General features: G+C 47.6%; 19 protein-coding genes. 13 read left to right on the forward strand and 6 right to left on the reverse strand.

Annotation, left to right across the window (positions count from 1 at the left end):
* Positions 1–687 precede the first annotated feature (687 nt).
* Positions 688–3525 carry a TIGR03960 family B12-binding radical SAM protein gene (locus QUA53_RS02715; RefSeq protein ID WP_333094843.1) on the reverse strand — a complete coding sequence of 946 codons (2838 nt, stop codon included), beginning with the start codon at positions 3523–3525 and terminating at the stop codon, positions 688–690.
* A gap of 140 nt (positions 3526–3665) precedes the next feature.
* Positions 3666–4019: an STAS domain-containing protein gene (locus tag QUA53_RS02720; protein WP_333094841.1), complete on the reverse strand. Its 354-nt coding sequence runs from the start codon at positions 4017–4019 to the stop codon at positions 3666–3668.
* A gap of 382 nt (positions 4020–4401) precedes the next feature.
* Here QUA53_RS02720 and QUA53_RS02725 point away from each other — a divergent pair, with 382 nt between their 5' ends.
* The gene (locus tag QUA53_RS02725; protein WP_333067027.1) at positions 4402–4599 is read left to right on the forward strand and encodes a hypothetical protein; all 198 of its coding nucleotides are present in this window, start codon (positions 4402–4404) and stop codon (positions 4597–4599) included.
* A 776-nt stretch (positions 4600–5375) separates the two neighbouring features.
* Here the strand turns inward: QUA53_RS02725 and QUA53_RS02730 are convergent.
* The gene (locus tag QUA53_RS02730) at positions 5376–8210 is read right to left on the reverse strand and encodes a PAS domain S-box protein (RefSeq protein ID WP_333094840.1); all 2835 of its coding nucleotides are present in this window, start codon (positions 8208–8210) and stop codon (positions 5376–5378) included.
* 457 nt (positions 8211–8667) lie between these two features.
* A complete protein-coding gene (locus tag QUA53_RS02735) occupies positions 8668–8832 on the reverse strand; it encodes a hypothetical protein (protein ID WP_333094838.1) in 165 nt (54 codons plus the stop codon).
* A gap of 507 nt (positions 8833–9339) precedes the next feature.
* On the opposite strand from QUA53_RS02735, the gene QUA53_RS02740 reads away from it, so the two are divergent.
* The 6 genes from QUA53_RS02740 (at position 9340) to argH (ending at position 16925) form a co-directional block, all read left to right on the forward strand.
* Positions 9340–10065 carry a DUF502 domain-containing protein gene (locus QUA53_RS02740; RefSeq protein ID WP_333094837.1) on the forward strand — a complete coding sequence of 242 codons (726 nt, stop codon included), beginning with the start codon at positions 9340–9342 and terminating at the stop codon, positions 10063–10065.
* Positions 10066–10418: 353 nt separating this feature from the next.
* On the forward strand, positions 10419–11051 hold the full coding sequence (gene nusB / locus QUA53_RS02745; protein WP_333094836.1) for a transcription antitermination factor NusB: 633 nt from the start codon (positions 10419–10421) through the stop codon (positions 11049–11051).
* A 154-nt stretch (positions 11052–11205) separates the two neighbouring features.
* Positions 11206–12963, forward strand: coding sequence for a signal recognition particle-docking protein FtsY (gene ftsY, locus QUA53_RS02750; RefSeq protein WP_333094835.1), 1758 nt, complete (start codon positions 11206–11208; stop codon positions 12961–12963).
* 572 nt (positions 12964–13535) lie between these two features.
* Positions 13536–15023, forward strand: a complete 1488-nt coding sequence (locus tag QUA53_RS02755) for a PP2C family protein-serine/threonine phosphatase (protein ID WP_333094834.1) — start codon at positions 13536–13538, stop codon at positions 15021–15023.
* Positions 15013–15252: a hypothetical protein gene (locus QUA53_RS02760; protein WP_333094833.1), complete on the forward strand. Its 240-nt coding sequence runs from the start codon at positions 15013–15015 to the stop codon at positions 15250–15252. The genes QUA53_RS02755 and QUA53_RS02760 overlap by 11 nt, the downstream gene beginning before the upstream one ends.
* Positions 15253–15539: 287 nt before the next feature.
* The gene (gene argH, locus QUA53_RS02765; protein ID WP_333094832.1) at positions 15540–16925 is read left to right on the forward strand and encodes an argininosuccinate lyase; all 1386 of its coding nucleotides are present in this window, start codon (positions 15540–15542) and stop codon (positions 16923–16925) included.
* Between the two features lie 99 nt (positions 16926–17024).
* Here argH and QUA53_RS02770 read toward each other — a convergent pair whose 3' ends face one another.
* The gene (locus tag QUA53_RS02770; protein WP_190738786.1) at positions 17025–17216 is read right to left on the reverse strand and encodes a hypothetical protein; all 192 of its coding nucleotides are present in this window, start codon (positions 17214–17216) and stop codon (positions 17025–17027) included.
* 326 nt (positions 17217–17542) lie between these two features.
* On the opposite strand from QUA53_RS02770, the gene QUA53_RS02775 reads away from it, so the two are divergent.
* The 4 genes from QUA53_RS02775 to QUA53_RS02790 all read left to right on the forward strand — a co-directional run bounded on the left by QUA53_RS02775 (position 17543) and on the right by QUA53_RS02790 (position 19656).
* Positions 17543–17704, forward strand: coding sequence for a hypothetical protein (locus QUA53_RS02775; RefSeq protein ID WP_333094831.1), 162 nt, complete (start codon positions 17543–17545; stop codon positions 17702–17704).
* The gene (gene bcp, locus QUA53_RS02780) at positions 17685–18158 is read left to right on the forward strand and encodes a thioredoxin-dependent thiol peroxidase (protein WP_333094829.1); all 474 of its coding nucleotides are present in this window, start codon (positions 17685–17687) and stop codon (positions 18156–18158) included. Before QUA53_RS02775 ends, bcp begins: the two co-directional genes overlap by 20 nt.
* A 77-nt stretch (positions 18159–18235) precedes the next feature.
* Positions 18236–18691: an NUDIX hydrolase gene (locus QUA53_RS02785; protein WP_333094826.1), complete on the forward strand. Its 456-nt coding sequence runs from the start codon at positions 18236–18238 to the stop codon at positions 18689–18691.
* A gap of 158 nt (positions 18692–18849) precedes the next feature.
* On the forward strand, positions 18850–19656 hold the full coding sequence (locus tag QUA53_RS02790; RefSeq protein WP_333094825.1) for an alpha/beta hydrolase: 807 nt from the start codon (positions 18850–18852) through the stop codon (positions 19654–19656).
* Positions 19657–19709: 53 nt separating this feature from the next.
* Here the strand turns inward: QUA53_RS02790 and QUA53_RS02795 are convergent, their stop codons facing one another.
* The gene (locus tag QUA53_RS02795; protein ID WP_333094824.1) at positions 19710–20621 is read right to left on the reverse strand and encodes a pantothenate kinase; all 912 of its coding nucleotides are present in this window, start codon (positions 20619–20621) and stop codon (positions 19710–19712) included.
* 314 nt (positions 20622–20935) lie between these two features.
* Between QUA53_RS02795 and QUA53_RS02800 the strand changes: the two genes are divergently transcribed.
* Together QUA53_RS02800 and QUA53_RS02805 are read left to right on the forward strand one after the other, a co-directional pair.
* Positions 20936–23044: a GAF domain-containing protein gene (locus tag QUA53_RS02800; protein ID WP_333094822.1), complete on the forward strand. Its 2109-nt coding sequence runs from the start codon at positions 20936–20938 to the stop codon at positions 23042–23044.
* Positions 23045–23663: 619 nt separating this feature from the next.
* Positions 23664–24889, forward strand: a 1226-nt coding sequence (locus QUA53_RS02805) for a Calx-beta domain-containing protein (protein WP_333094820.1), incomplete at its 3' end; no start/stop codon positions are given.

Below are 24889 nucleotides of genomic sequence, written 5' to 3' on the forward strand. Positions count from 1 at the left end.
ATTTTGGTTTTCCACGAATTAAGTCGGGGGCTTATCTCCGTTTTTTGACGGTTCAGTCAATTTTAAATTTTAAATTTTAGATTTTAGATTTACTCCACAGATGAATCTGGGAGATTGAACTAGAGTCTAAAATCTAAAATTTTTGGTTCTCCACGAATTAAGTCGGGGGCTTGGCTTATTTCCGTTTTTTGACGGGTCAGTCGATTTTAGATTTTAAATTTTAGATTTTAGATTTTAGATTTACTCCACAGATGAACCTGGGAGATTGAACTAAAGTGTCACATCTAAAATTTTTGGTTCTCCACGACTTAAGTCGGGGGCTTATCTCCGTTTTTTGACCCGTCAAAAACATCTATTGTTGAATACCCGCTCTGCGGTTTGAACCGTGAGATTTGTGAATAAGCCGACCACCGACAACCAGTCGATCGATCGAAATTAATCGCTAAATTTGGTTCAGACCCCGCTCCTGCAGGTTTGGCGCTAGATTTAGCCCGTGAATGTACAACAAAAAGGCTTGAAGTCTTGAACAGAAGCAATTTGCACCCAGCCCGCGTTGCTGGTTGACGAGGGCGGCGAGCGACTAAAGCGCTCGAGCCGCCGCGGCTTCCATAACAAGCGATTATAGCGTGAAACGACACATCCCGATCGAGAGCCGAAGGTGAAATATTCCACCACAGCTCCCCTATTTTAACCATAACCCAGGATTAGCTGACTACGCTCAACCTGCAGAAGCTGAATTTCCTGCTGGCTGACTTGTTCGAGCATGAAAACAATATGTTCTGGCTTGAGCACGTTGCCGTCGCTGCGACAACTGCCGGTATAGCGCAAGACGGCTCTACCTTCGGATGTAGCACTCCTAGCAGAGGTGCTGCTGTCTGGTTTGTGCCGTACAAGTTCTAGTTTGTGCAGCCTTTGGCGCAAATTGATATCCTGCGTCTTTCCCGACTTAGTAGTATGCACCCGCCAAAAAGCCTCGGTTTCGGCGATCGTCTTGACCCAAGCTTCCCAGTTGGCATCAGGAGCCACGGGGACAGGAGCAGAATTTTCCCCGTCTAATTCACCATTTTCTGTCAAGGAGCCGCCTACAGCCACAGTAATCACGTACTCCGCTGCTTCTAACAACTGGTTAGCAGAAGGAGCCTTGAGATCGATCGACTCAACCTTGTAAATCGGAATATTTTCCGGCAGCTTAGCCACCAACTTTTCCCGAAAACTCTCAATATCGATCGACTCAGTGAGCTCAAAGTCGGCAATTTCCCCAGTGCTGGTAACACCCAGAGGCAGAGCATTTGCCAGAGAAATCCGAGGGCTCGGGTGAAACCCGCCGGTAAACGAAATCGGCAAATCAGCTCTGCGGACTACTCGATCGAACAATCGGATCAAATCCAAATGACCAACCAAAGCCATATCGCCCACCTTCCCGAACCAAACCCGCAAACGCTGTTTCCGCTCCGTATTCGGCACGAACTCCCCAGCAAACTCAGGAATTGGGAGCGCATCCACAACCACATTGTGTCCGAAATCGGTGCCACACACCCCGCAGCGCGAACACCCTTCAAAGGAACAGTCGGGAACCGTCGCTGCTTCTAAAGCCTTTTGCAAGTCAATTTTCAGCCAGTTTTTGTCGATCCCCGTATCTAAATGATCCCAAGGCAGGGCCCGATCGAGAGAGAGGGGGAGAGAGGGGGAGGGGGAGGGGGAGAGGGAGAGGGGGAGATCCGAAGAATTGGGAAAATCTTCCTTGATTTCTCTTCCTTCTTCCGACTTCCTTCTTCCGACGAACCTCGGACTGACATCCGTTACATCTTGTACAGTGCTCGTTGCCGAACTTCCTTCTTCCTTCTCAAAAAGATTCCACTCGCCGCTTTCGACTTGGCGGTATTTCCAGGTAAGACCGGATTCATCGATCGCCTGAGTCCAAGCTTTATAAGCCTGATCTAAGCTTTCCCACCACGCATCCATACCCGCGCCAAGTTCCCAAGCGCGGCGGACTACAGCAGCCAAACGTCGATCGCCCCGTCCGACAAAATCCTCCATTGCCGAAATTCGCACATCAGTGTAGTTCACCTTGACGCCCCGCATCCCTCGAAATTCTCCCTTCAGGAGTTTTTGCTTGCGGGAAAACTCAGCAGTAGAAACCGAGTGCCACTGAAAAGGAGTGTGAGGCTTAGGCGTAAAATTAGAAATTGTCAAGTTAAAATTCAGTCCCCGGCGGCCATCCACCCTGCATTCCCGGTGCAGCCAGCGGACTGTTTCGGCGATGCCCAGAACATCAAAATCTGTTTCTCCGGGCAAACCGATCATAAAATACAGCTTGATTTTATCCCAGCCGCGATCGACCGCAGTTTTGACACCCCGGAGCAATTCTTCGTTTGTCAAACCTTTGTTAACGATGTCGCGCATCCGCTGAGTACCCGCTTCCGGGGCAAAAGTCAAACCGCCTTGTCGCGTACCGCCGAGAATGTCGGCAATATTATCGTCAAATCTGTCTACCCGCTGACTGGGTAAAGACAGAGAAATATTTTTATCTTTCAGGCGATTTTTGATTTCCATCCCGACTGCCGGGAGTGCCAGATAGTCGGAACAACTCAGGGAAAGCAGGGAAAACTCGCTGTGACCGGTGGCTTGCATCCCCTGTTCGATCGCCTCTACGACTTGCTGCGGTTCGACATCGCGCGCGGGACGAGTCAGCATTCCCGGCTGACAGAAGCGACAGCCGCGGGTGCATCCCCGGCGGATTTCTACTGTCAGCCTGTCGTGTACTGTCTGGACGTAGGGAACCAGCCCGATCGAATAAGCTGGTATCGGAGTTGCCACGCGGCGCAGAATTCGTTCTGGAACTTGCGGGCGGTTGGGATGAACAGAACCGTCGGCCGCCATATCGTAGAATTGCGGGACGTAGACGCCTGGAATTTGCGCTAAATCCAGCAGCAATGCTTCTCGGCTCAAATTATTGGTTTTGCCTTCTGCCAAAATCAAGCCAATTTCTGGCAGCAACTCTTCTCCATCTCCCAAAGCGATGAAGTCAAAAAAGTCCGCGTAGGGTTCGGGGTTAGAAGTTGCCGTTTGCCCGCCAGCAAAAATCAGCGGAATTTGAGCAGCGTTTTGGGGATTTGTCGCTCTTTCTTGCCAAGTTAGGGGAATGCCGGCTAAATCCAGCATTTCCAGAATGTTTGTGGCTCCGAGTTCGTAGCTGAGGCTGAAGCCCAGAATATCAAATTCTGTGAGCGATCGCCTCGATTCTACGGCAAACAGCGGAGTTTTGGTCGATCGCAATTTTGCTGCCAAGTCTGGTGCGGGCAAATAAGCTCGATCGCACAACTGTCTCGGCCCTGCGTTCAAAATGTTGTAAAGGATGATGTGTCCCAGATTGGAAGCACCAACTTCATAAACTTCTGGGTAAGTGAGAACCCAGCGCACCAACGCCTCGTCCCAAGGCTTGTGCGTAGATCCCAATTCGTTTCCCAGATAACGAGCAGGCTGATTAATGTCTGCTGTAAGTAATTCTTCGACTTTTACTGCCACGGCTCGACTCGCTAAATATTTGCGACTCTTAAGCAGCCTACCTTAAAATCTGCCAACACGCCAACGACAGTAGCCTGTCTTTTCCGGCATTTAACCGAATTTGCTGTGTTTTGTTGCTTGTTTTCGCCTAGGAGTCACCTCTACCAGTGCTGGTTTACGCAGGAGTTTTCGGCTTCAAAGCTATCGACATTTTCAAATATTTCAAACACTCGATCGAGTTGGCTGAGTTCCAGAATCATCTTAATCCCGGGAGATACTGAGCAAAGACTAAACCTGCGCCCCATTTTTTTCGACTGTTTGAGACCCGAAACCAATGCCATCAAACCGGCACTGTCAATAAATTTTACTGCGCCCAAATCTACGAGTACCGCTACCACCCCAGGGGCTGCAATTGCTGTCATTAGTTGCCGTCCGAATTCTCCGCAGGTGGCTGCATTCAGGTGGTCTAGGGGTCGAATCACCGTAATTGGTTTATGGGCAAGAAGTGTCTGCATATGTCAAACCTATGGTTGCTACGTATTTTCAACTACTGTGCTGGACAGGTGTAAGCCTAAACCTACTTGATTACTCTGAGGCTAACTTGCTCTGAGGGAAATCGACCAGTTTTTTCAGTAGTTTTACTGAATCTTTATTTATTGCCTCTTTTTTATGAAATTTTGCGTAAGATTTGGGCAGGAAACGTAAGCTACTATACTATTTTTTATTAATGCCAGCAGCTTGAGTCTTGGTAACTCTAAAAATTACGATCGACTTTGCCCTAGCTGTTAGATAAAACTGAACAATGTAATTTAAATCACTTATTAGTTCTGATCTAGATCACCTGTTTGCTCGACACTTCAGATGAAAATTAAACTGTACGGAGTTCTCCGACTTACTATGCAAGCAACTCATGCTATTCGTCAACTTGTAGAAAAAGCCCTCTACATTAAGCAGTTGACGCCTGACATTGAAAACGAAATCAACTACGAGCTCACCCGTTTGGGGTACATCTCGGATATTGATTATGAGGCTTTAGAGTTATTAATGGATGAAATGGATGCCGGCCGGGTGCAATTGGTATCTAACCGTCGATAGTGGAAAGTTGGCGGCGAGTCCATATCCCAAAACCAAAAAAACCTTGCACGGCGGGCAGTATAGGAGTTTTAGAAGCATTTACGCCGGCCGAATATTTTTCTAATGAAGCATCTCGTTGCTGAACTTGAGATTTGAGGAAATAGTGTTAGGGGCGATCGTCACTGCACCTCTGCTCAAAAGCTAAAAACTTTGACTTAGATTAAATTTATAACTTTTGGGGTATGACAAATTAGGTTAATTGTAACCGTCACTAAGAGTCATGCTTCATGAAGCAGCTAATTGCTGAACTTGATATTTTAGGAGAGACTGTTAAACGCGATCGTCCTTGCACCTTCTACAATTTGAGATATGAGATTTGAGATATGAGATTTGAGATTTGAGAAGTTGGACTACAGATGACGATCGGGGTTTGGAACTTGTCTACAGTTGCATTCCTTTTAGAAACTGCTATCAGTATCAAAAACTACACACGATGACCTAAATTAAATTTATAACTTTTGGGTCTTGACAAATTAGCTCTAAGTCTAATTCATACCGAAAATTTTTTTGGCAGGATTAGGACTCAGGCAAACTGTCACAAATAAAGCTTAAATTTTAAGTGTGTAGTTGCGCTTGTGCCCTCTTAGCTTAGGAAATAGCGTACAAGCGCAACTACATATTTTTGTTTAATCTACCAGTTGGCATTAGGCCTAAGAATTATTATCCGATCGCTCCAATGCAAGAACATTGGTTTGTAGTCACGACCTCCGTCCTCAAAGTTTGCAAACCCACTCAATCTAAAATCTAACCTCTAAAATCTTCGATCGCGCCGCCAAACTTGCCACCACCGCGACCAACTCAGCAGGCTCGATCGGCTTGGGCACGTAAATTTGAAAACCTTGCTGCAGTGCCCGTATCCGTTCCTCTACCCTACCAACCGCCGTGAAGGCCAACGCCGGAATTTCCCTGTCCACCATCCGCGATCGCACTTGTTGCAGCAGAGCCTCTCCGTCAAGGGCCTGTATCCCGATATCGATCGCCAACACATCCGGATTCAGCCTTTCAATCGCCTCCAACGCAGCCTTTCCAGAGCTAGCAGTCTCCACCTGGGCCCCGCAATCTTCGAGCACGGTAGAGGCAAAATCCAGGGAATCCGCGTCGATATCGACCACCAATACCCGCACTCCTGAAAGATTGCTGTTGACGAAAGACTCCTTTACAGGGGCTCGCGCCTTGCTTAGAGGAATCGCCAACTCCCCGAGTCCGGCAACAGAAAATCCGCCGTCGCCAGGAAGGTTTTGAATTGGCAATCTCACTAAAAACCTCGACCCTTTTCCCTTCCCGGCCGATTCGGCTTGCACCGTCCCCCCGTGCATTTCCACAAAATGCCGCACTAGGGCCAAACCCAAACCCAATCCGTTGTACGATCGCCTTGTAGAGCTGTCCGCTTGGCTGAACCGCTCGAAAACGTGCGGCAAAAACTCTTCTGAAATCCCTTGTCCCGTGTCGCTAACCTCAATTTCCACAGTAGCGGGCGACAATTTTTTACAGCAAGCGGATTCCTCATGGGCCAAAGTCCCCTGCATCTTTCGCACGGCCACCTTCACCTGTCCGCCATCGGGAGTAAACTTAATCGCATTCGACAGCAAATTCCAGGCTACCTGCTGCAACCGGCCCGAATCGGCAAAAATCCGCCCGGTAGTTGGGTCGAAATCCGTCACAATTTCAATATTTTTGGCGGCAATCGCGGGCGCCAGAGTATCGATCGCAGCCTCAACAGTCGAAATTACATCCACCCACCGCAAATTCAGCGACAGTTTGCCAGTAATAATCTGCGACACGTCCAACAAATCCTCGATCAGAGTTGCCAGCGATCGTGTATTGCGGTCGATCGTTTCCAGAGCCCGAACAGTCGTTTTTTCGTCAAACTTGCGGTTTCGCAACAGTTGTGCCCATCCCAGCATCGCATTCAGCGGCGTCCGCAATTCGTGGGACAAAGTTCCTAGAAACTCGTCTTTAATCCGGTTCGCGCGCGCCAATTCCTGGGCTCGATCGTGCAGTTCTCTTTCCAACTGCTTGCCAACCGTCAAGTCGAGAATAAAAGCCACAGATTCTTGCCGCTTTTGGGCCAGCAAAACATATCCGATCAACACCGGAATCCGGCTGCCGTCTCTCCTCCAGAATTCCTTTTCGTAGGGAGTGCAAGCCCCCGTTGCTTGTGCCTCTGCCATCCCCTTCTTGTCGAGAGACTGGTACTCCGGCGGTGTGATGTCAATCGAGTTTAATTCGCCGCGCTGCAACTGTTCCCGCGTGTAACCAATTATCCGCAAAAATTCATCGTTGGCCTCGATGATGCCACCGTTAACATCCCCGAAAATAATTCCTATCAAGTTAGCTTCGGCTAACATTCTCAGCTTTTCTTCGCTAGCTTGGAGTGCAGCTTCTGTTTGCTTGCGATCTGTAACATCTTGGATGTAACCCGACAAACCCGAATCGGAAGGATAAAAACGCATCTTCAACCACTTCTTCCATAACGGTACGAATTCTTCATACTCGATTGTTACCTTTTCTGCTAATGCTTTGGTAGCCATTTTGTAAAACTGTAAATCAACAGCACCGGGAAATATATCCCAAATTTTTTGACCAATCAGTTCTGCTTTTGGTCGGCCTAACAGCTCAATAGCTTGGTGGTTCACATAGGTATAGTTCCAATTTAAATCAACAGCGATAAAAGCATCGGTAATGCTTTCGAGAATGTTTGTAACTTTATCGTTTGCCAATTGCAGCGCTTTAGCAGTTTCTTCTGCTTGCAACCTCGCTGCTTGTTCGCGGGACAAAGCCGCAGCGCGTTCTTGTTCGGCCAGTTTTCGATCGCTAATATCGATGTAAGAACCGATGTAACCTGCAAAAGTGCGATCGGGCCTGTACCGAGGTACGCCTGTACCCAAAACCCAGCGGTATTCCCCGTCATAACGCCTCAAACGGCATTCTATCCGGTACTCGCTGCCAGCGTCGAAGGCTTTTTGGTAAATATCCAGACATTCTGGCAAGTCATCTGGGTGCAAGTTTTCCATCCAACCCGTGCCCATTTCTTGTTCCAAAGTTCTACCGGTAAACTCCAGCCAAACTTTGTTAAAGTAATCGCCAAGTTGGTCAGTGCCGGACATCCAAATCATCACCGGCGCGGTATCTGCCATAATCCGAAATCGAGCCTCGCTTTCCTGCTGCTGTGCTTCGGCTTGCTTGCGATCGTTCCGTTCTTGAACTTCCCGCAGGGCCCGCTCAATCGACGGCACCAGCCTTATCAAACGGCGTTTGAGAACATAATCAGTAGCGCCGCTTTTCAAAGTTTCGATCGCAACTTCCTCGCCTAAAGTAGCCGAAACAAAAATAAACGGCACTCCCGGACAAGTAGTGTGGGCGATTTCCAGCGCAGCTATCCCGTTAAAACAAGGCAGCATATAATCTGCCAAAATAATGTCAAAACGTTGTTTTTCCAGCGCCGTAGCAAAGTCTTCTCGAGTTTCCACACACACCAGAGAAAATTGGAGCCCGCCATCCATTAGATATGCCTCAATCAGTTCGGCATCTAGGGGACTGTCTTCTACTAAGAGGATACTGAGCGTTTTCACAAAAATTCCTTTTACTTAAATATTAATTAGCGGACACAAAATTTGATCGGGCTGCGGCTGGTTCAGTGAAGCCCAAAAAAGTCTTGCGTTTTTAATGACATAAAAAAATGTAAAAATCAATTGGTTTCATGAGTTGAGCATTCATATCTCAATCCTAGCTTCTAATCAATTCTATTGCTGCTTGCAGCGAGGTAAATCCCCGCTCTGACTTTAGCCGCTAGTACGCTTGTTTTTCATTAACTTTCGTCGGCTTCCAAGAAATCGCCATCGCTGGAGTCTTGCTTCTATGCAGCAGTTTAGCTCTACCCTGTTAAACAAATAGTTTCGCGCTTCTGGCTATAAAAAACTAGCTATGTAGTAATTTATCTCGCTTGCTACTAACTACTGCTACCTCGTTTGGCAGATTATTTTTTTGTAGTGATGCCCAAGTTAATTCTATATTGCTTTGCCGCTCCTCTCAAGCTCGAATTCGGTTGAATTCTGCCCTTATTTCCTGAATATCGATCGATCCTGTCAAAAAAGTCAAAGTTGCTGGTCTGTCTGCTTTACTTTTTGCCGGAGTTGCCAACCATGCAACTGTTGCATGGTTGGCAACTGTTGCTTTGTTTATCTCTGTCGCCATCAAAAATCCCCTTATACTCAAAAATAGTCGTACTGCATCTATCCAAAGATAGATTTTGTCAGAGACGCTGCACTCAACCTGCCGAAATTCCACTGAATTCGGTACAAGGAAGTGCCACCCAGCCGAAAATCTGAGAAAGCTCGATCGACCAATTAAATTCCTATACAAATCCCAGAAAATTTTGTCTGGACTCCCTACACTTCCACTCCCTGGCTGCCTCTGACCGATCGGCTTATTGATTCAACCGACCCAAAGTGTCTTAAAATATACAATACGGTGAGCTGCTGCACAGCCCGCATATATTAAAACCAAGCGCCAACTTGCAATAATTCTTTAAAATAGAGGTACAGCACCGGCGATCCCTAACTCTTCCCCCTCAGAAAGGGTAGGGTTTAGCAAAATTGAAGACGATCGTCTATGGTGACTTCCAGTAAAGCCCGTGCAGTTGCTTTAGTCTCAGCTTTATTCAGGTTATTGGCAACCAGTTACGAGGAGATTTGACCCGCCGTGCTCCAACGCATCAAACAAGACTTAAAAAACGACCTGATCGCAGGACTATTGGTAGTGATACCCTTAGCTACCACCATCTGGCTGACAATTACCGTCGCCAGTTGGGTGATCAATTTTCTCACCAAAATTCCCAAGCAGATCAACCCTTTTGACGGACTCCACCCAATTTTGGTGAATCTGCTAAATCTTTTAGTAGGTCTGGCTGTACCCCTGCTGAGCATCTTAGTCATCGGTTTAATGGCCCGCAACATTTTCGGCAAGTGGCTGCTAGACTTTGGCGAACGGCTGTTGCAAGCAATTCCCCTAGCCGGTTCGGTTTACAAAACCCTCAAACAACTGCTGGGAACCCTCCTCAACTCAAACGACAAATTTCGCCGCGTGGTGTTAGTGGAATATCCCCGGCGGGGAATCTGGACTTTAGCATTTGTGACCGGTACGATCGAGAGTAACGATATCCCGCCTCACCTTTCCGGTGAAACCCCGATCGGTATTTTCATCCCCACCACTCCCAACCCCACCACCGGATGGTACGCTATAGTTCCCGAGGCAGATTTAGTCAATTTGTCAATGTCGATCGAAGATGCCTTTAAAGTCATCATCTCTGGCGGCATCGTCAACCCCAACAACTCAATTGCAGTAACCCCTGAAAAAATCAAGGGCAAAACACTCGAACCCTTGGTATCCGAATCAAGATACCAGCCTGTCCCAGTTGAAGAAGAGTGAACCAAGACATTAATCTGTAGGTCAGCTTTAGAGAGCATATTAATGAGAGTAAAAAGCGTTTTTTAGGAGAGCAAACGGGACGCCCGCTACATATATACATATAGTGGGCGTCCCGTTTGCTCTCCTGTAAAAGCAAAACTCAGATGCTCCCCATTGTTAGCGGGTTTGAAACTCTAAACTTTACTTTCCCAATAACAGATAATATTTGTCCAAAACCTACCCAGAAACAATAGTGGCTCAGGGCGGGTTTTTTGCGAGTTTTTCTGCTAAAGTCCAAGTCTATGCTCTCAACCAGCGCCTAGCAATCTCAAAAATTCCCAAATTCCTAAAGTCCCAATTCCTATCTAAAAACTATGAAAAAAGCCCGCGAAACAGCACGCGAACTCGCACTCCTCGGCATCAGCCAACTGCCGGCGAATCCAGAACTCTTAGAAGCCAAGAAACTGCAAGATGTTCTCCTCGCCGCCATCCGCACCCTGACAGCAGAAGTTCAAGAATCCCTAGAAGCAGCCGCATCCGAAGTGCAGCGGAGTAGCGACAAACTGCTGGCCAGCGAAATCCGCGCAGCCGATATACAAAGTGCTAGAGCAATGGTGCGGGAAGCAGTCGAACTCACCCAAACCGCCATCAACCGTCTCGGTTCAGCAATGGAGTTTCCAGAACTGATCCAGCTAGCCAACCAGCAAGATGTCCGCACCTACGCTTTGCAAATCCTGACGAAAGTCAGCGCCAACCGTGTTCAAATTGATGAATTGCTCTCGGAAGCCCTTGTAGACTGGCAAATAGAACGGTTGCCCCGGATCGATCGAGATATCATGAGAATCGCGATCGCCGAAATGCTATATCTCGGCTTACCCGAACAAGTCAGCGTCAACGAAGCCGTCCAACTCGCAAAACGCTACAGCGGCGACGAAGGACATCGCTTCATCAACGGAGTCCTCCGCCGAGTAGTCGATAAAATCAATGCAGAAGTTGTTAGTCCCTAGTCCTTAGTCCTCAGTCCTCCGGGTGCTTGGTGAGTACCTTACCCGGAGGGTGCACGCCGAGGCACGAACCTTACCCAGAGTCATTAGCAATCCACAATCCGCAATTCGCAATCCGCTCTAAACTAAGGACTAATAACTATATTCCCAATTTCCTATGGTATTTAATTGGTTTCGTCGCCAGTACAGCGAAAGCAAATCTTCAGAAACAGAGGCAAACCCCCAACAGCAGCAAGATGAGTCGGCAAAATCCCCATCGGTTGAGCCTCAAACAGATGCAACAGAGCAAGGCTCTCCTGCTGTAGCCGAAGATTATCTCAATTGGGCAAAAGCTGCTTACAAAAATATTCAAAAACAGCAAAAACCCGAAACAGAAGTTTCTGAGATTGCAGCGCCTGATGTTCCAGCAGCCGAAGCAGAAAGCGCAGCAGTTGCAGAAGTTGCAGAACCTGCGACTATTGAAGCAACCGAGCCGATCGAACTTGAACCAGCACCCACAGCACCAACTGTTCCAGAAGTTCCAGAAGTTGCAGCACCAGCAACAGTTGAAGCAACCGAACTTTCAGAACTTGATGCAGCCAAGCCAGCAGAAATTGCAGAAACTCTGCAACCAACAGCGGGGGCGATCGACATTGCACTTATTGCTCAACAATTAGAAGTTACAGCAGAAAATATAGAAATTGCCGAACCTGCAACAGAGGTTGTAGAAACCGAATCACTGGCATCCGAGGGCGAAGCAGCCGAAGCCCTGCCGTTTTGGGCCAGAGCTCAGGCCGATCGCATGGAGCGCATCGAACGCCTCAAAGAAACCGCCCTTGAAGAACCAGAGGTAATTGCAGCCGCCGCCGAGAGAGCGGCAATTATCGAAGAAATTCCCGGTTTCGCCTTTGACGAAGGCTTCCTGTGGTCATCAGAAATCTTAGCCAGTCAAGGCCGGCGGCCAGACCAAGTGTCCGTCGAAGAAATCACTTGGCTGCAAAAACTGCGGCAAGGCTTAGAAAGAACTCGTCGCAGCTTAATTAATCGACTAAAGGCGATCGTCGGTCAAGGGCCACTAAATCAAGACGCGGTAGCGGAAATTGAGACTTTGCTCCTGCAAGCCGATGTCGGAGTCGCAGCCACCGACATCATTATCAGTCGCCTCCAAGAAAGACTCAGACAAGAAGTGCTGCCGCCCGAACAGGCTCTAGCCTATCTGAAAACCATCCTGCGCGACATTCTGGACGCTCCCTGTGCCGAAACCGCCGCCGGCAATCCCGCCTACAGCCTGACATTTGCCCCGGAAAAAGACACCTTCAACATCTGGTTAATCGTAGGAGTCAACGGTGCGGGCAAAACTACGACGATCGGCAAACTTGCCCACATTGCCCAAAAATCCGGCTACAAAACCCTAATTGCCGCCGCCGACACTTTCCGCGCCGCCGCCGTCGAACAGGTGAAAGTTTGGGGTTCCCGCAGTGGGGTCGAAATTATTGCCAACCCCGGGAAAAATACCGATCCGGCTGCTGTCGTGTTTGATGCGATCGCCGCTGCCAGCGCCCGAGGCACAGAACTGCTGATCGTAGACACCGCAGGCCGCCTGCAAAACAAAAAAAATCTGATGGACGAATTAAGTAAAATCCGTCGCATTGTAGATAAGAAAGCCCCAGGCGCTACCGTAGAATCTCTACTGGTCTTGGATGCCACACTGGGTCAAAATGGTTTGCGACAGGCAGAAGTGTTCGCAGAATCGGCAAAATTAAGCGGAGTAGTATTGACAAAACTCGACGGTTCTGCTAAAGGTGGTGTTGCCCTAGCAGTAGTGCAGCAGCTTGGTCTGCCAATCCGCTTTATTGGAGTCGGGGAAAGCATCGAAGACTTGCGTCCGTTTTCTAGTTACGAATTTGTGGAAGCCCTACTCGATTTTAGATTTTAGATTTTAGATGGATGAGGCATTTGCCAGCCGCCCCCATCTTTGGGAGGCGGACACAGATCTTCAAAATCTCAAATTATTAACCTCAAACTAGCATCGCAGGACTTGCGCCGATCGCCACGAGCGATCGAGTGAAAAATAAATATCTAGAAACAATACCTTCGTTCTGTTATTACTTGGTTGGGATCAAACCGCGAGGCAAAGCAAGCGTATCAAATTAAGCTCAAATTTAGTATCAGTCGGCTGTCTGAGTACATTCTTCCCGATCCCCCTGGCGCCCCCTTGATAGTCGGGTGGGACAGGAGATGCTCAAAGTCCCCCTTCTTCTTAAGGGGATCCGCTGCGGTCTTGGGCCCACCCAAGTAGAGCAAGGAGCGTGGATTGAGGGGGTATCTAGACTCAGCTATAAACGAGATTTCTTAAGAATTTTAGATTTAAGTTGATACAAATGTCCTAGTGCCCAACTTACTCGCTCAAACCAAACTACTTGCTCGAGAAAAAAACGGGTTTCTGTTCAAGTGGCCCGTAAGTCCTCAATCATTCCTGCTTCTAACATCGACAATCACAAATTAAAAATGACTGCTGTGCCTTTGCCTCGCCCCTCACCTCAACCTGCTGACCGCCCACCGGGTCGCAATTCCACCGACGCGACGCCAGTATTTGCCCTCAAAGAACTGGTGGCGCGCTTGCACCGATATCAGCACAACGTTCAAGATATGTTGGGTTCGCTGGGATTTGCCCTGCGAAGTTTTAACAATCTCAACCAATTTTTGGAGTTGGTGCCTTTGGTGGCGACTCGCGTTACCGACGCCGACGGGGGAGCTTTAGTGCTGTTCAAACCCAACGGTCAAGTTAGGTTCCAGCAGTTGCATTGTCAGGAAGGACGGCAGTGCCAAGATATGCGAAAAGCGCTGGAAATAGCCACCAGGCAAGCTACAGCAGGTGCGGGCGCTACTGCTTCATCGTTTTCGGAAACCTCTGGGCAAACTTCTAGTCTAGACCTGCAAGTCGGTCGTTATTTGGGTCCAGATGTTCATTTGTTTGGGGCACCAATTTTAGTCAACAATTTGGAACGCGGACGGCTTTATGTTTTTAGCAGCGATCCGCAATATCTCTGGACTCCCAGCAGACAGAAATTAGTTCGGTTGGTGGCGGATCAAACAGCCGTGGCCATTTGCAAAGACGAACTTACTGTTAAGTTGGCGGAAAAAGACCGCTTAGACAGAGAGTTAGAAATCGGGGCAGAAATTCAATTGCGGCTGCAACCCCGCAGTTGTCCGAAAATTCCCGGTCTTGACGTGGCTGCCCGCTGCCAAACTGCTAGCAGAGTCGGCGGAGATTATTATGATTTTATCCCCGCTGACTATGACCCGATCGGCAAGGAGAATGAGGGGGAAAACCCCCCATCCCTGATTAAAAATCTCAAGTCCAAAATCGACAAGGGCCGCTGGAGCATTGTGATCGGCGACGTGATGGGCAAAGGAGTACCGGCGGGCCTGTTGATGACGATGACACGGGGTATGCTGCGGGCGGAGGTTTTGAACCGCCACTCGCCGTCGAGAATTTTGCAACATTTAAACCGGGTTATGCACGCGGATTTGGAAAATTCCCACCGTTTTGTGACTCTGTTTTATTCGGAGTACGACCCGAAAACTCGCGTTTTGTCTTACAGCAATGCTGCTCACCACCCGCCTTTGCTGTGGCAAGCTGCAACTAATTCGATTGTTCAGCTCGATACTTTGGAGGGAATGTTAATTGGCCTGGATGCTGATTCGCATTACCAAGAAGCCCAAGTGCAATTGCAGCCAGGAGATACTATTATTTATTACACAGACGGATTTACCGATGCTGCTAATCAAAGGGGCGATCGGTTTGATGAGGATAACTTGACCTCGGCTTTTGGGTGGGCCTGTCAAAATTATCAGCAGTCTGAAGAAATTTTGGATTATTTGTTCGATCGCGTACACCAGTTTATCGGTATCGGCAATCGTAACGAAGATGACATGACACTGGTTGTACTTAGGGTAACACCTTTAGCAGGAGAAAATCACCATGATAGTTAATTTAATACCGGAAATTACTGCTGGATTAACCAATTCGATTAATTGGAATGATGTCGCTCACGTGTTAGTTTTAAAATCTCATTTGAGTTCGACGGTGATTTTGGGTCAAAGTTACGAAATTTTTACAAATTTCCAGAAAGCTTGGAACAATTTTGTTTCGACTGGTCAAATAGGAGCTTTTTTTATAGGTATTTTTGTGGGCTGGTTCTTTAAAGGGATTTTTCGTTAGAGTTCTTGTCGAAGAAGGTATCGGCAACGAATTTAAAAGGTTTGTAGCCCAAACTTCACTTCTTTATGATGCAGAAAAAGTTTCACAATTTTGTAGTCCAGACTTCAGTTTTTTCCGATCAAAAGATGTATAAAAAGTTGTCAGTCAGGACTTGAGTTTTTTATTGCCGAATTGGGAATAGAGGAATAAAGTGCTGACTACAAACCGGAGGAAAGACTAAAGTCTTTGCTACAAACCGGTTTTATAGACTTCTGCAAGAGAGATACAATCTAGTTTTAGCTTGAGCAATGACAACACAACAAAAAACTTGGAGTCAAAGATTTGAATCGGCGCTGCACCCGGCGATCGCCCGATTTAATGCTAGTATTGGCTTCGATATTGAATTGATTGAGTATGACTTGACGGGTTCTGTCGCTCACGCTAAAATGCTGGCCAAAACGGGGATTATTTCCGCAGCAGAAGGCGAACAGTTAGTCAATGGTTTGGAACAGATCCGCCGCGAATACCGCCAAGGACTTTTTGTTCCGGGAGTTGATGCAGAAGACGTTCACTTCGCTGTAGAGAAGCGACTGACGGAGATCGTGGGGGATGCGGGCAAAAAGCTGCACACGGCCCGATCGCGCAACGATCAAGCCGGCACCGATACTCGCTTGTATTTGCGCGATCGCATCGCAGAAATTCGCGAGCAATTGCGGGAATTTCAAGGGGTTTTGCTCGATCTTGCCGATCGTAACGTGGAAACTTTAATTCCCGGTTACACTCATTTGCAGCGCGCTCAGCCAATCAGTTTGGCTCATTATCTGTTAGCTTATTTTGAAATGACCGATCGTGATTGGGAACGTCTCGGCGATATCTGCAAGCGGGTGAATGTTTCGCCTTTGGGTTGTGGCGCGCTGGCGGGGACGACTTTCCCAATTGACCGACATTATACAGCAGAACTATTGCAGTTTGACAAGGTTTATGCTAATAGCTTAGATGGAGTGAGCGATCGAGATTTTGCGATCGAATTTCTCGCCGCAGCCAGCTTGATTATGGTGCACCTGAGCCGCTTGTCAGAAGAAATGATTTTGTGGTCTTCTCACGAATTTGGATTTATTACGCTCAAAGATAGCTGCGCTACTGGTTCTAGTATCATGCCGCAGAAAAAAAATCCCGACGTGCCGGAGTTGGTGCGGGGCAAAGCGGGGCGGGTGTTCGGTAACTTGCAAGCCTTGTTGGTAGTAGTGAAGGGACTTCCTTTGGCCTACAACAAAGATTTGCAAGAAGATAAAGAGGCTTTGTTTGATACCGTAAGAACGGTACAGGGTTGCTTGGAAGCAATGACAATTTTGTTGCGCGAAGGAATTGAGTTTAATGGCTCACGCCTCGCTGCTGCTGTTACGGAAGACTTTTCTAACGCTACAGACGTAGCCGACTACTTGGCCGCCAAAGGCGTTCCCTTCCGGGAAGCTTACAACCTTGTCGGCAAAGTCGTCAAAACTTGCCTGTCGGGGGGCAAACTCCTCAAAGATTTGACACTTGAGGAGTGGAAAGACTTGCACCCAGCCTTTGAGACAGACATTTACAGCGCGATCGCACCTCAGCAAGTGGTGGCGGCTCGCAATAGTTACGGGGGTACCGGGTTTGAACAAGTGAGAAAATCACTTATCGCTGCGCGCGATCGGATCGCCTAAATATCGTTGAATTATTCGACAAATTCCGGCTGGCTATCTCTCCTTAGAACGATCGTGTTTTCCACTCTGGTTCTAAGTTCGGCAGATAGCCTGACTCAATTAATCTTCAGCAGCAGCCATGTCTTTGTCTCTGCCGCCACCGCTCATGGCGCCCATGCCACCGCCGTTACCGCCGTCAAATCGTCTTCTCTTATTGGAGAACATATCTTGATTTCTCCGCTTGCGAAACTTGCGAGCGTATGCTTGATTTCGTTGTGCCTTCTCTTTCTTGAGATTGCGGCGCTTAGCCATTCTGACCTCACTAATAAACATTGACAGTCCCCGGGCTTTCACGCACGGGGATTCTTAAGGTTGACACTCTGTGCACTCTTGGTGACTGAGATTCTTGGTTCAGCGAAGTCACTTGCTTGCGACAGGATTTCTCCAGCCAAAATATAGGTGTCTTCTCCCCAAGCGTAAATTCCGGTATGCCATACCGTACTCGATCAGTTCTCTTTATGTAGTTAGGTTTTCTTCAAATTTAGCTTTCCTAAACCGCAACACCGTTAGGTGAGACTACGCACTCAACTAATCCAGTTAAGTTTTTACGTTGGCTAGTTATACTCAATTTTAGACCGATGACGATCATAGCACACCCGGTACAAGACCCAGAAAAAAGAACACCGGGATTCAAGTCGCTGGTGGGCATCTCGGTGCGATCGGGACGCAATGTTTTCAATCTTCCAGAAGATTTCTATAAACTCTTGACAAATACGACAAATGACTATCAATCCCGGTGACGTAGCTCCTGTCTTCAGCCTGCCCGACGCGCAAGGCAATGTCGTCAGCCTTGCAGATTTTCGAGGGCGGCGAGTTGTACTTTATTTTTACCCTAGGGACAATACCCCTGGCTGTACCAAAGAAGCTTGCGGCTTTCGCGACATTTACTCAGACTACCAGTCGCGCAATATAGCAGTCCTCGGCGTCAGTACAGACGGGGCCGGGACCCACGCCAAGTTTACAGCTAAATATCAACTGCCTTTTCCCTTGCTGTGCGACTTAAACGCCGAAGTTGCTACCGCCTACGGCTGTTACGGACTCAAAAAATTTATGGGAAAAGAATTTATGGGAATTACTCGATCAACTTTCGCGATCGACCCAGATGGTAGGATTGAAAAGGTTTATCGGAAAGTCAAACCAGAAACTCACGCGGCTGAGATCCTAGCAGACTTGCCAGAGCTCTGGCGTGAATGAAAAATTAAAAATTAAGACTCCGGAGCTGCAAGCTAGGAGGCCTGAAATTACTATCTCCTAAACAAGCTTTTGAGTTTATGCGTCGATTGTGGCAAATTGTACAAACTGTGCTGGGACTGATTTTTCGACATCCCGTCACTGGTACTGCGGTGATTCCCGTATTGCCTGACGGACGAATTGTGTTAATTCGCCGCCGCGACAACGGTCGCTGGGCACTGCCGGGAGGTATGGTGGATTGGGGAGAGGATATTCCGACGACAGTGCGCCGGGAATTAGCGGAGGAAACAGGACTCGATTTAGTCAAAATCCGCCGCTTGGTGGGTGTTTATTCGGCTGCCGATCGAGACCCTCGCCTGCACTCGATTTGTATCGTGGTGGCTGCAGAGGTGCAGGGCAATATGCAAGTTCAGGATACGCTTGAGGTCAGTGAGGTTGAGGCTTTTTTGCCCGCATCGCTGCCGGAGGGTGCCCTCAGCCACGATAACGACCAGCACTTACAGGACTATTTTCAAGGCCTGACAACTTTGGCGTAAATCGGCGGGGCATCCTACTTTGAGAAAAGTCGGAAATTACCTCGCCCTCAAAAGTTTTCTGTTATAACTGGGGAATTAATTTTCACTGTTTTCCTACTTTTATTCACAATCTCTGAACATTAAATTAATCATCTTTTTATTACTAAATATTTAACCGGATGTACTCACCGCTACGCAATTCTCGGGTCAAACTCTCTGTAGGGCAAATTTTCTGGCACGAAGTCGGTCAAGGCCCGAATTTAGTATTTTTGCACGGTTCTTGGCAGGACAGCAGTCAGTGGCTGAGGACGATCGAACATTTGAGTCCCTACTACCAATGCTTCGCACCGGATTTGCTGGGGTTTGGCGACTCGGAACGCCCGAATCTTCATTATTCGATCGACCTGGAAGTAGAATGTCTCGCCCAATACCTCGATACTTTGAAGCTGCGAGAGGTTTATTTAATCGCTCATTCTCTGGGTGGTTGGGTGGCCACCAGCTACGCTATCAAATATCCCGATCGAGTTCAGGGTTTGGTCTTGTTGGCCCCAGAAGGTGTCAAGGTTGGCAATCGGCGAGGGCGGTGGCAGACGGCTAGCTGGCTGATCGGCCAACCACCCCTCGCTTTTTGGTTGCTGCGATCGATCTATCCAATTGCTAAGTTGCTGGGTAGCAAAAAAAAGATTGACGGACTGCTAAAGTTCAGGCAGCAGTTGATGCAGTCCCCAGTTGCCGTGCAGTTGCTGTTTCAGCGGCGGCGGACTGAAATTACAGCGGAGTTAGTTGATGAGAATTTGCCTTTGCTGAAAGCGCCTGTTTTGGTGTTACACGGTTCTGAAGATACTCCCGCAGTTTCCTCTCTCTGTCAATCCTATACTGCTCTGGCTCCTAATGCCGAACTGCAATTGGTCAGTCCGGGGGAAAGCAATTTGCCGCAGGAAGTCCCGGATGTTCTTGCTAAGTATATTCGGGAATTTGCTAAGTGAATTGGGAATTGGTAATTTGTAATTGGGAATTGGTAACACTCAACAGTCAACAGTTAACAGTCAACAATTAACAAGCTAATTCCCCAAAAAATAGCATCGGGTGCGTCAATTAAGCCTGCGGCTGTATCAGCAAAGGCTGCGGTGAGGTATTTTAAAAGCATAGTGCGATCGCCCCCCGTGACCGCAAATTTGCTATCAGGAAACAAACACCGCCAATCTTCAATAAAATCCCTAACTCCTGCCACCGTCGCATACACAACTCCGCTTTGAATTGCCCCAGCAGTGTCTTTCGCCCAGCGGTGCGGCAGATTTTGTGGTAAACTGATCAAAGGTAATGCAGAAGTTTTTTTACCGAGCGACAATAACTGCAAACCCAAACCTGGTAAGATTGCGCCCCCAACTAAATACCTATTGACATCAGCCCCAGTAAATGTTAAAGCTGTACCAGCATCTATAAGTAAAACTGGCCAACCCAATTGGTTCCCAGCGCCCAGTACAGCCAAAGCTCTGTCAATTCCCAGGGTAGGATAGAGTCCTCCGATCGGCAACTGGTCTAAAGTAATAATTCGGACATTAGGATAACTCTGCCAAATTGCTGTTTGGGGGGTAACTACTGAGGCCAAAATTAGAGGCAGCGGTACTAAAGAAAGTGTGTGAGGACTAGAAAAAGCGGGAGTAGTAGGAAGACAAAGGAGATTGTGAGAAGATACTTCCTCGATCGACCTCATTACTATTTGCACCAAATATTCTGCCTTTTCCTCCTCGGAGAGCGGGGAAACAGCATCAGCATTGAGATGCTCTGTATCCCATGTTTTCTCCAGGGTTTTGCCCACAAATAATCCCCAGTGCAGCCGGGAATTGCCGATCGCCAAAGCTATTTTAATCTGGTCTTTACCTATTAATCCAGATATAAGGTTGTCGGTTCTTGGTGGCGAACTAAAATTGTCGGGAATTGAGTTTTCCATGTAGATAGAGCGCGCCCAAACATTAAACTAAAGATAGATTTTATATTAAGTTTATTCGGTTAAGCGGGCGGTTAACTCTATTTGACATTTGACCAAGTTCCATGCCACGCGCCAATTAGTATTGTGGGCGACAGAGGGCATACTTGCTAAATATAAATATTTGTAAAGCAAATAATTGCTTTGCTCAGGCTGCATCCTTTATAATGTCTTAAGATATTCCAAAAGTCCTGGTAGCTGCGATGGGGCTGTTGGCGGGGTAAGCATAGGTTTAAAAAACCGACTCAATCAAAATACTGTACAACTCCTGAGTAAATATGTCTTTAAAAATACAAGAACACGAAAACCCCTGGCAGAGAGTAACTTCGCGGTTGCCTGAATCTGAAAACTGGAGGCAGGAAGAAAGTCTTTCGCTGCCGGAAGTAGACCAACAAAAAGCCCTAATCGTGCAGATGCAGCAGCAAGTTCAGTTATCAAACTTGCTGAACCAAATTAATAACGAAATTCGCAGTACACTTGACATAGAAGAAATTTTGACATCAGCCTGCCGATTGTTGGGGCAAGCCTTAGAATGCAGTCGCGTGAGCATTTTAGTCAAAGAATCAAATACAGAAAAAACTTTAGTCACGCGCGGAGAGTACAACGCGGGGGACTATCCGATTCAACTTGGTATGAAAGTACCGATGACTGACAACCCGCATTTGGCTGCCGTCGTGTCTCAGCAAGATTCGCTAGCAGTGACGAAGTTTCTCGATTTTCCGGGATTGAATCCACAAACCCGAAAAATTGCCGAAGCTTTGGAGATTAAGTCAATGCTGGCAGTAGCTACTCGCTATCAAGGTCAAGTGAATGGCATAATTGGCTTGCATCAGTGCGATCGCGAACGGGAATGGACTGATTGGGAAAGGCAGCTTTTAGAAGGGGTAGGATCGCAATTGGCGATCGCGATCAATCAAGCCAAACTCTATAGCAAAACCAGGCGCCAAGCCGAACGAGAATCCCTGCTGCGGCTGATCGGCAACCAAATTCGCAGTACCCTAGATCTGGAAACGATCCTACAAACAGCGGTGAGAGAAGTCCGCCAAATGTTGCAGTGCGATCGAGTAATCATTTATCAGTTTCAAGACAACTGGCAAGGAAAAGTTGTTGTTGAAGATATGGTCATCCCTTGGCCTTCAATTTTAGGGGATATGGGGGCGGATAAGTGTTTCCGCGGAGATTACGCCGATCTTTACCAGCAAGGGCGAGTCAAAGCCATTAATGATATTTTTAATGCTGGTTTAGAGCCTTGTCACGTTGATTTCTTAGATAGCTTGCAGGTAAAAGCTAATCTGATCGTGCCAATTGTTACATCGAGAACTGAAGAAAGTTCGCCCGAAACAGCCGGAAGCTATAATCCTAAATTTCCCGGTAGGCTGTGGGGTTTGCTGATTGCTCACGAGTGCCGGGATACCCGCAATTGGCAGTGGCAAGAAATGGAGTTGCTATCCCAGATAGCCAACCAAATGGCGATCGCCATTCAGCAAGCAGAACTTTACAGCAAAGTCCGAGAAGCTGCGGTCAAATCTCAAGCTCAAACCCAGCAATTGCAAGCAGCATTCCAAGAATTGCGATCGGCGCAGCAGCAATTGATTCAAAGCGAAAAAATGTCAGGTTTGGGGCAAATGGTAGCGGGAATTGCTCACGAAATTAACAACGCCAACAATTTCATCCACGCTAACTTGTTTCACGCTCAAGAATATTTTAAAGCGTTGAACGAAGCTCTAGAACAGGTAGGTAATGCCTGCCCCGAAGCAGCGGAGGCAATTGTCAGAATCAATGAAGAACTAGAACTCGATTACATTCGAGAAGACTTTGGTAAACTGCTTAATTCAATGCGGGAAGGAAGCGGGAGGATTCGCTCGATCGTGATGACCCTGCGAAATTTTTCTCGTTTAGACCACGCTGAATTAAAACCAGTAGATTTGAATGAAGGTTTAGAAAGCAGTTTCTTGATGCTGCAAAATAAGCTAAAAACCAATATCAAAATAGACAAGCAATACGGCAGTTTGCCGCCCGTCCAATGTCATGCCAGTCAAATCAACCAAGTATTTTATAATTTGATTGACAATGCTTTAGATGCGCTCCAGTCAACGAGCAAACCGGGGGAATTAACCATCCGCAGTTGGCAAAGCGATCCGGACTGGGTAAAAATCTCTGTCCGCGACACGGGCACTGGCATCCCTGCGGAAATTCAAGACAAGATTTTTGATCCATTTTTTACTACTAAACCTGTGGGTAAAGGTACTGGTTTAGGACTTTCAGTCTGCTATCAGGTAATTGTTCAAGCTCACGGCGGCAAGATCGGTTGCGTCAGTCAGGTTGGCGAAGGAACTGAGTTTATTGTAGAGTTGCCGCTGACAAATCAGAGGGGGATAAGTGCATAATTCCTGCTTTAGTACGATTAACCCTATTTTGTCACTCTGGCAGTAGTCTAGAACCGATTTGACATCTTTTAGCGATCGTCAATCACATGAAGGATCACCAATAAACTTGGTTTTTTAGCGATCGCATTTTTAAGGCAATCAGATTTAACTTAGGCCCGAACCTCAATTTTCAGGAATCCCCAACTTTGTTATGCCTAGACATATAAAATTATGAGTATTTTTACTCATAAGTGTCTCTGCTGATTCACTTTTGTCCGCTAAACCAGTGAACGCTGCCTCTTGGGGCCCGGAATGTGGGATTTCAGCTCTCCTCTACAGATGTGGAAAACCCACTTTTTATAGGGCTGAAAAAAAGATCGCACTTTTTCCGGATCAAACCTACTGATGATGAAAGTTAAACATTCCTATGTAGATAGGTGTAAGTAGGTGTAATTATTTACACTCAACATTTTATCAGGGGCAATAATACCTTCAGATGCTGATTGGGCAAGCATTTTTACTTGATTTCCCTGCACGTATGAGGAAATTTTTCTTGCAGTGACCGATCGCTACAAGAAAGCCCAACCTCTGGTTTTCTGTCACTTCTAATTCTTAATTACTCATCATCAAAGGAGAAGCTATGGCTACTTCATTCACTGGTTCTTTGGGTACAAGCACTAATTACAGCAGTGTCAGTGAGCTAATTGCACAATGGCCGAATGCCGCCCAGAATCAAGGCATCCAACTGTCTGGGATAGCTTTTGATGGCTTTGAAACGAACTACACTAACCCTGCTCCCATCAGCAACCTCACGTTAGCAACGAACGACTCTAAAAGCGGGTTGAGCTACGGCAGTCCCGGTGGTATTGGTGTCTACGGCTCTTATAGTGGTTGGTTTACCGACGCCACTAAAAGTCGGGCGGAAATCAACTTTGACCCCAACACCAATCTATCTCAGGTGCTGAAGGTGAAATGGGCAGATAATAAAGATATCACTAGCGCCACGATCGACCTCAGTGGATTATTTCCCAAATCAAGTTCTACTACAGCCGACGATCAAGGCGATGAAGTTGGTTCGCTGCAACTCTTTAAGGATGGGGCGCGGGTATCGGCCAGCAATTTTACGATCACTCGCCTCAGCGCTCCTGCCACTCCAAAACCGCTCGGTGTGTCTTCAGATGGAGTGACTTTCATTGGCGATCGTACCGATGGCAATTTCACATTGCAAATAGTAGGAGACTCTCTCACCGGCCTTACTTTTGACGAACTGCGGTTCTCCGCCACAGCCTACGCGAACCCCACCGCTGCCTACGCCGCTACCTCCTTCAAAAACGATAGTTCCGACTACCTAGTGCGGAGTATTCAATATCAAGGCATTGATGTGACACCGACGCCGACGCCGACGCCGACGCCGACGCCGACATCTCCAAGTCTCTTCCAGTTCGCCCAACCAAATTACACGGTGGCTGAAGGCGGCGTGGCGACGATTAACGTTACTCGCAGCGGTGGCACGGCGGCTGCATCGATTAACTACCAGACTCTTGACGGTTCGGCAAGTTCAGGCACTGCTGCAGATTACACTTCGGTGACGGGGGTGTTGAATTTTGCTGCGGGGCAAACTACCGCTAGTTTCACCGTGCCGACTTTGACTGATGCGATTTCGGAATCGGCGGAAACGGTGAATTTGGTGCTCTTCGGTGGCAATGTCAGTAATCCGTCAATTTTGACGATTAATGATGTGGTGTCAACAACTGTGGCGCCCACTCCGACTCCGACGTCTCCAAGTCTTTTCCAGTTCGCCCAACCAAATTACACGGTGGCTGAAGGCGGCGTGGCGACGATTAACGTTACTCGCAGCGGTGGCAC

This window comes from Microcoleus sp. Pol12B3 (genome assembly GCF_036701355.1).
Classification (GTDB): domain Bacteria; phylum Cyanobacteriota; class Cyanobacteriia; order Cyanobacteriales; family Microcoleaceae; genus Microcoleus.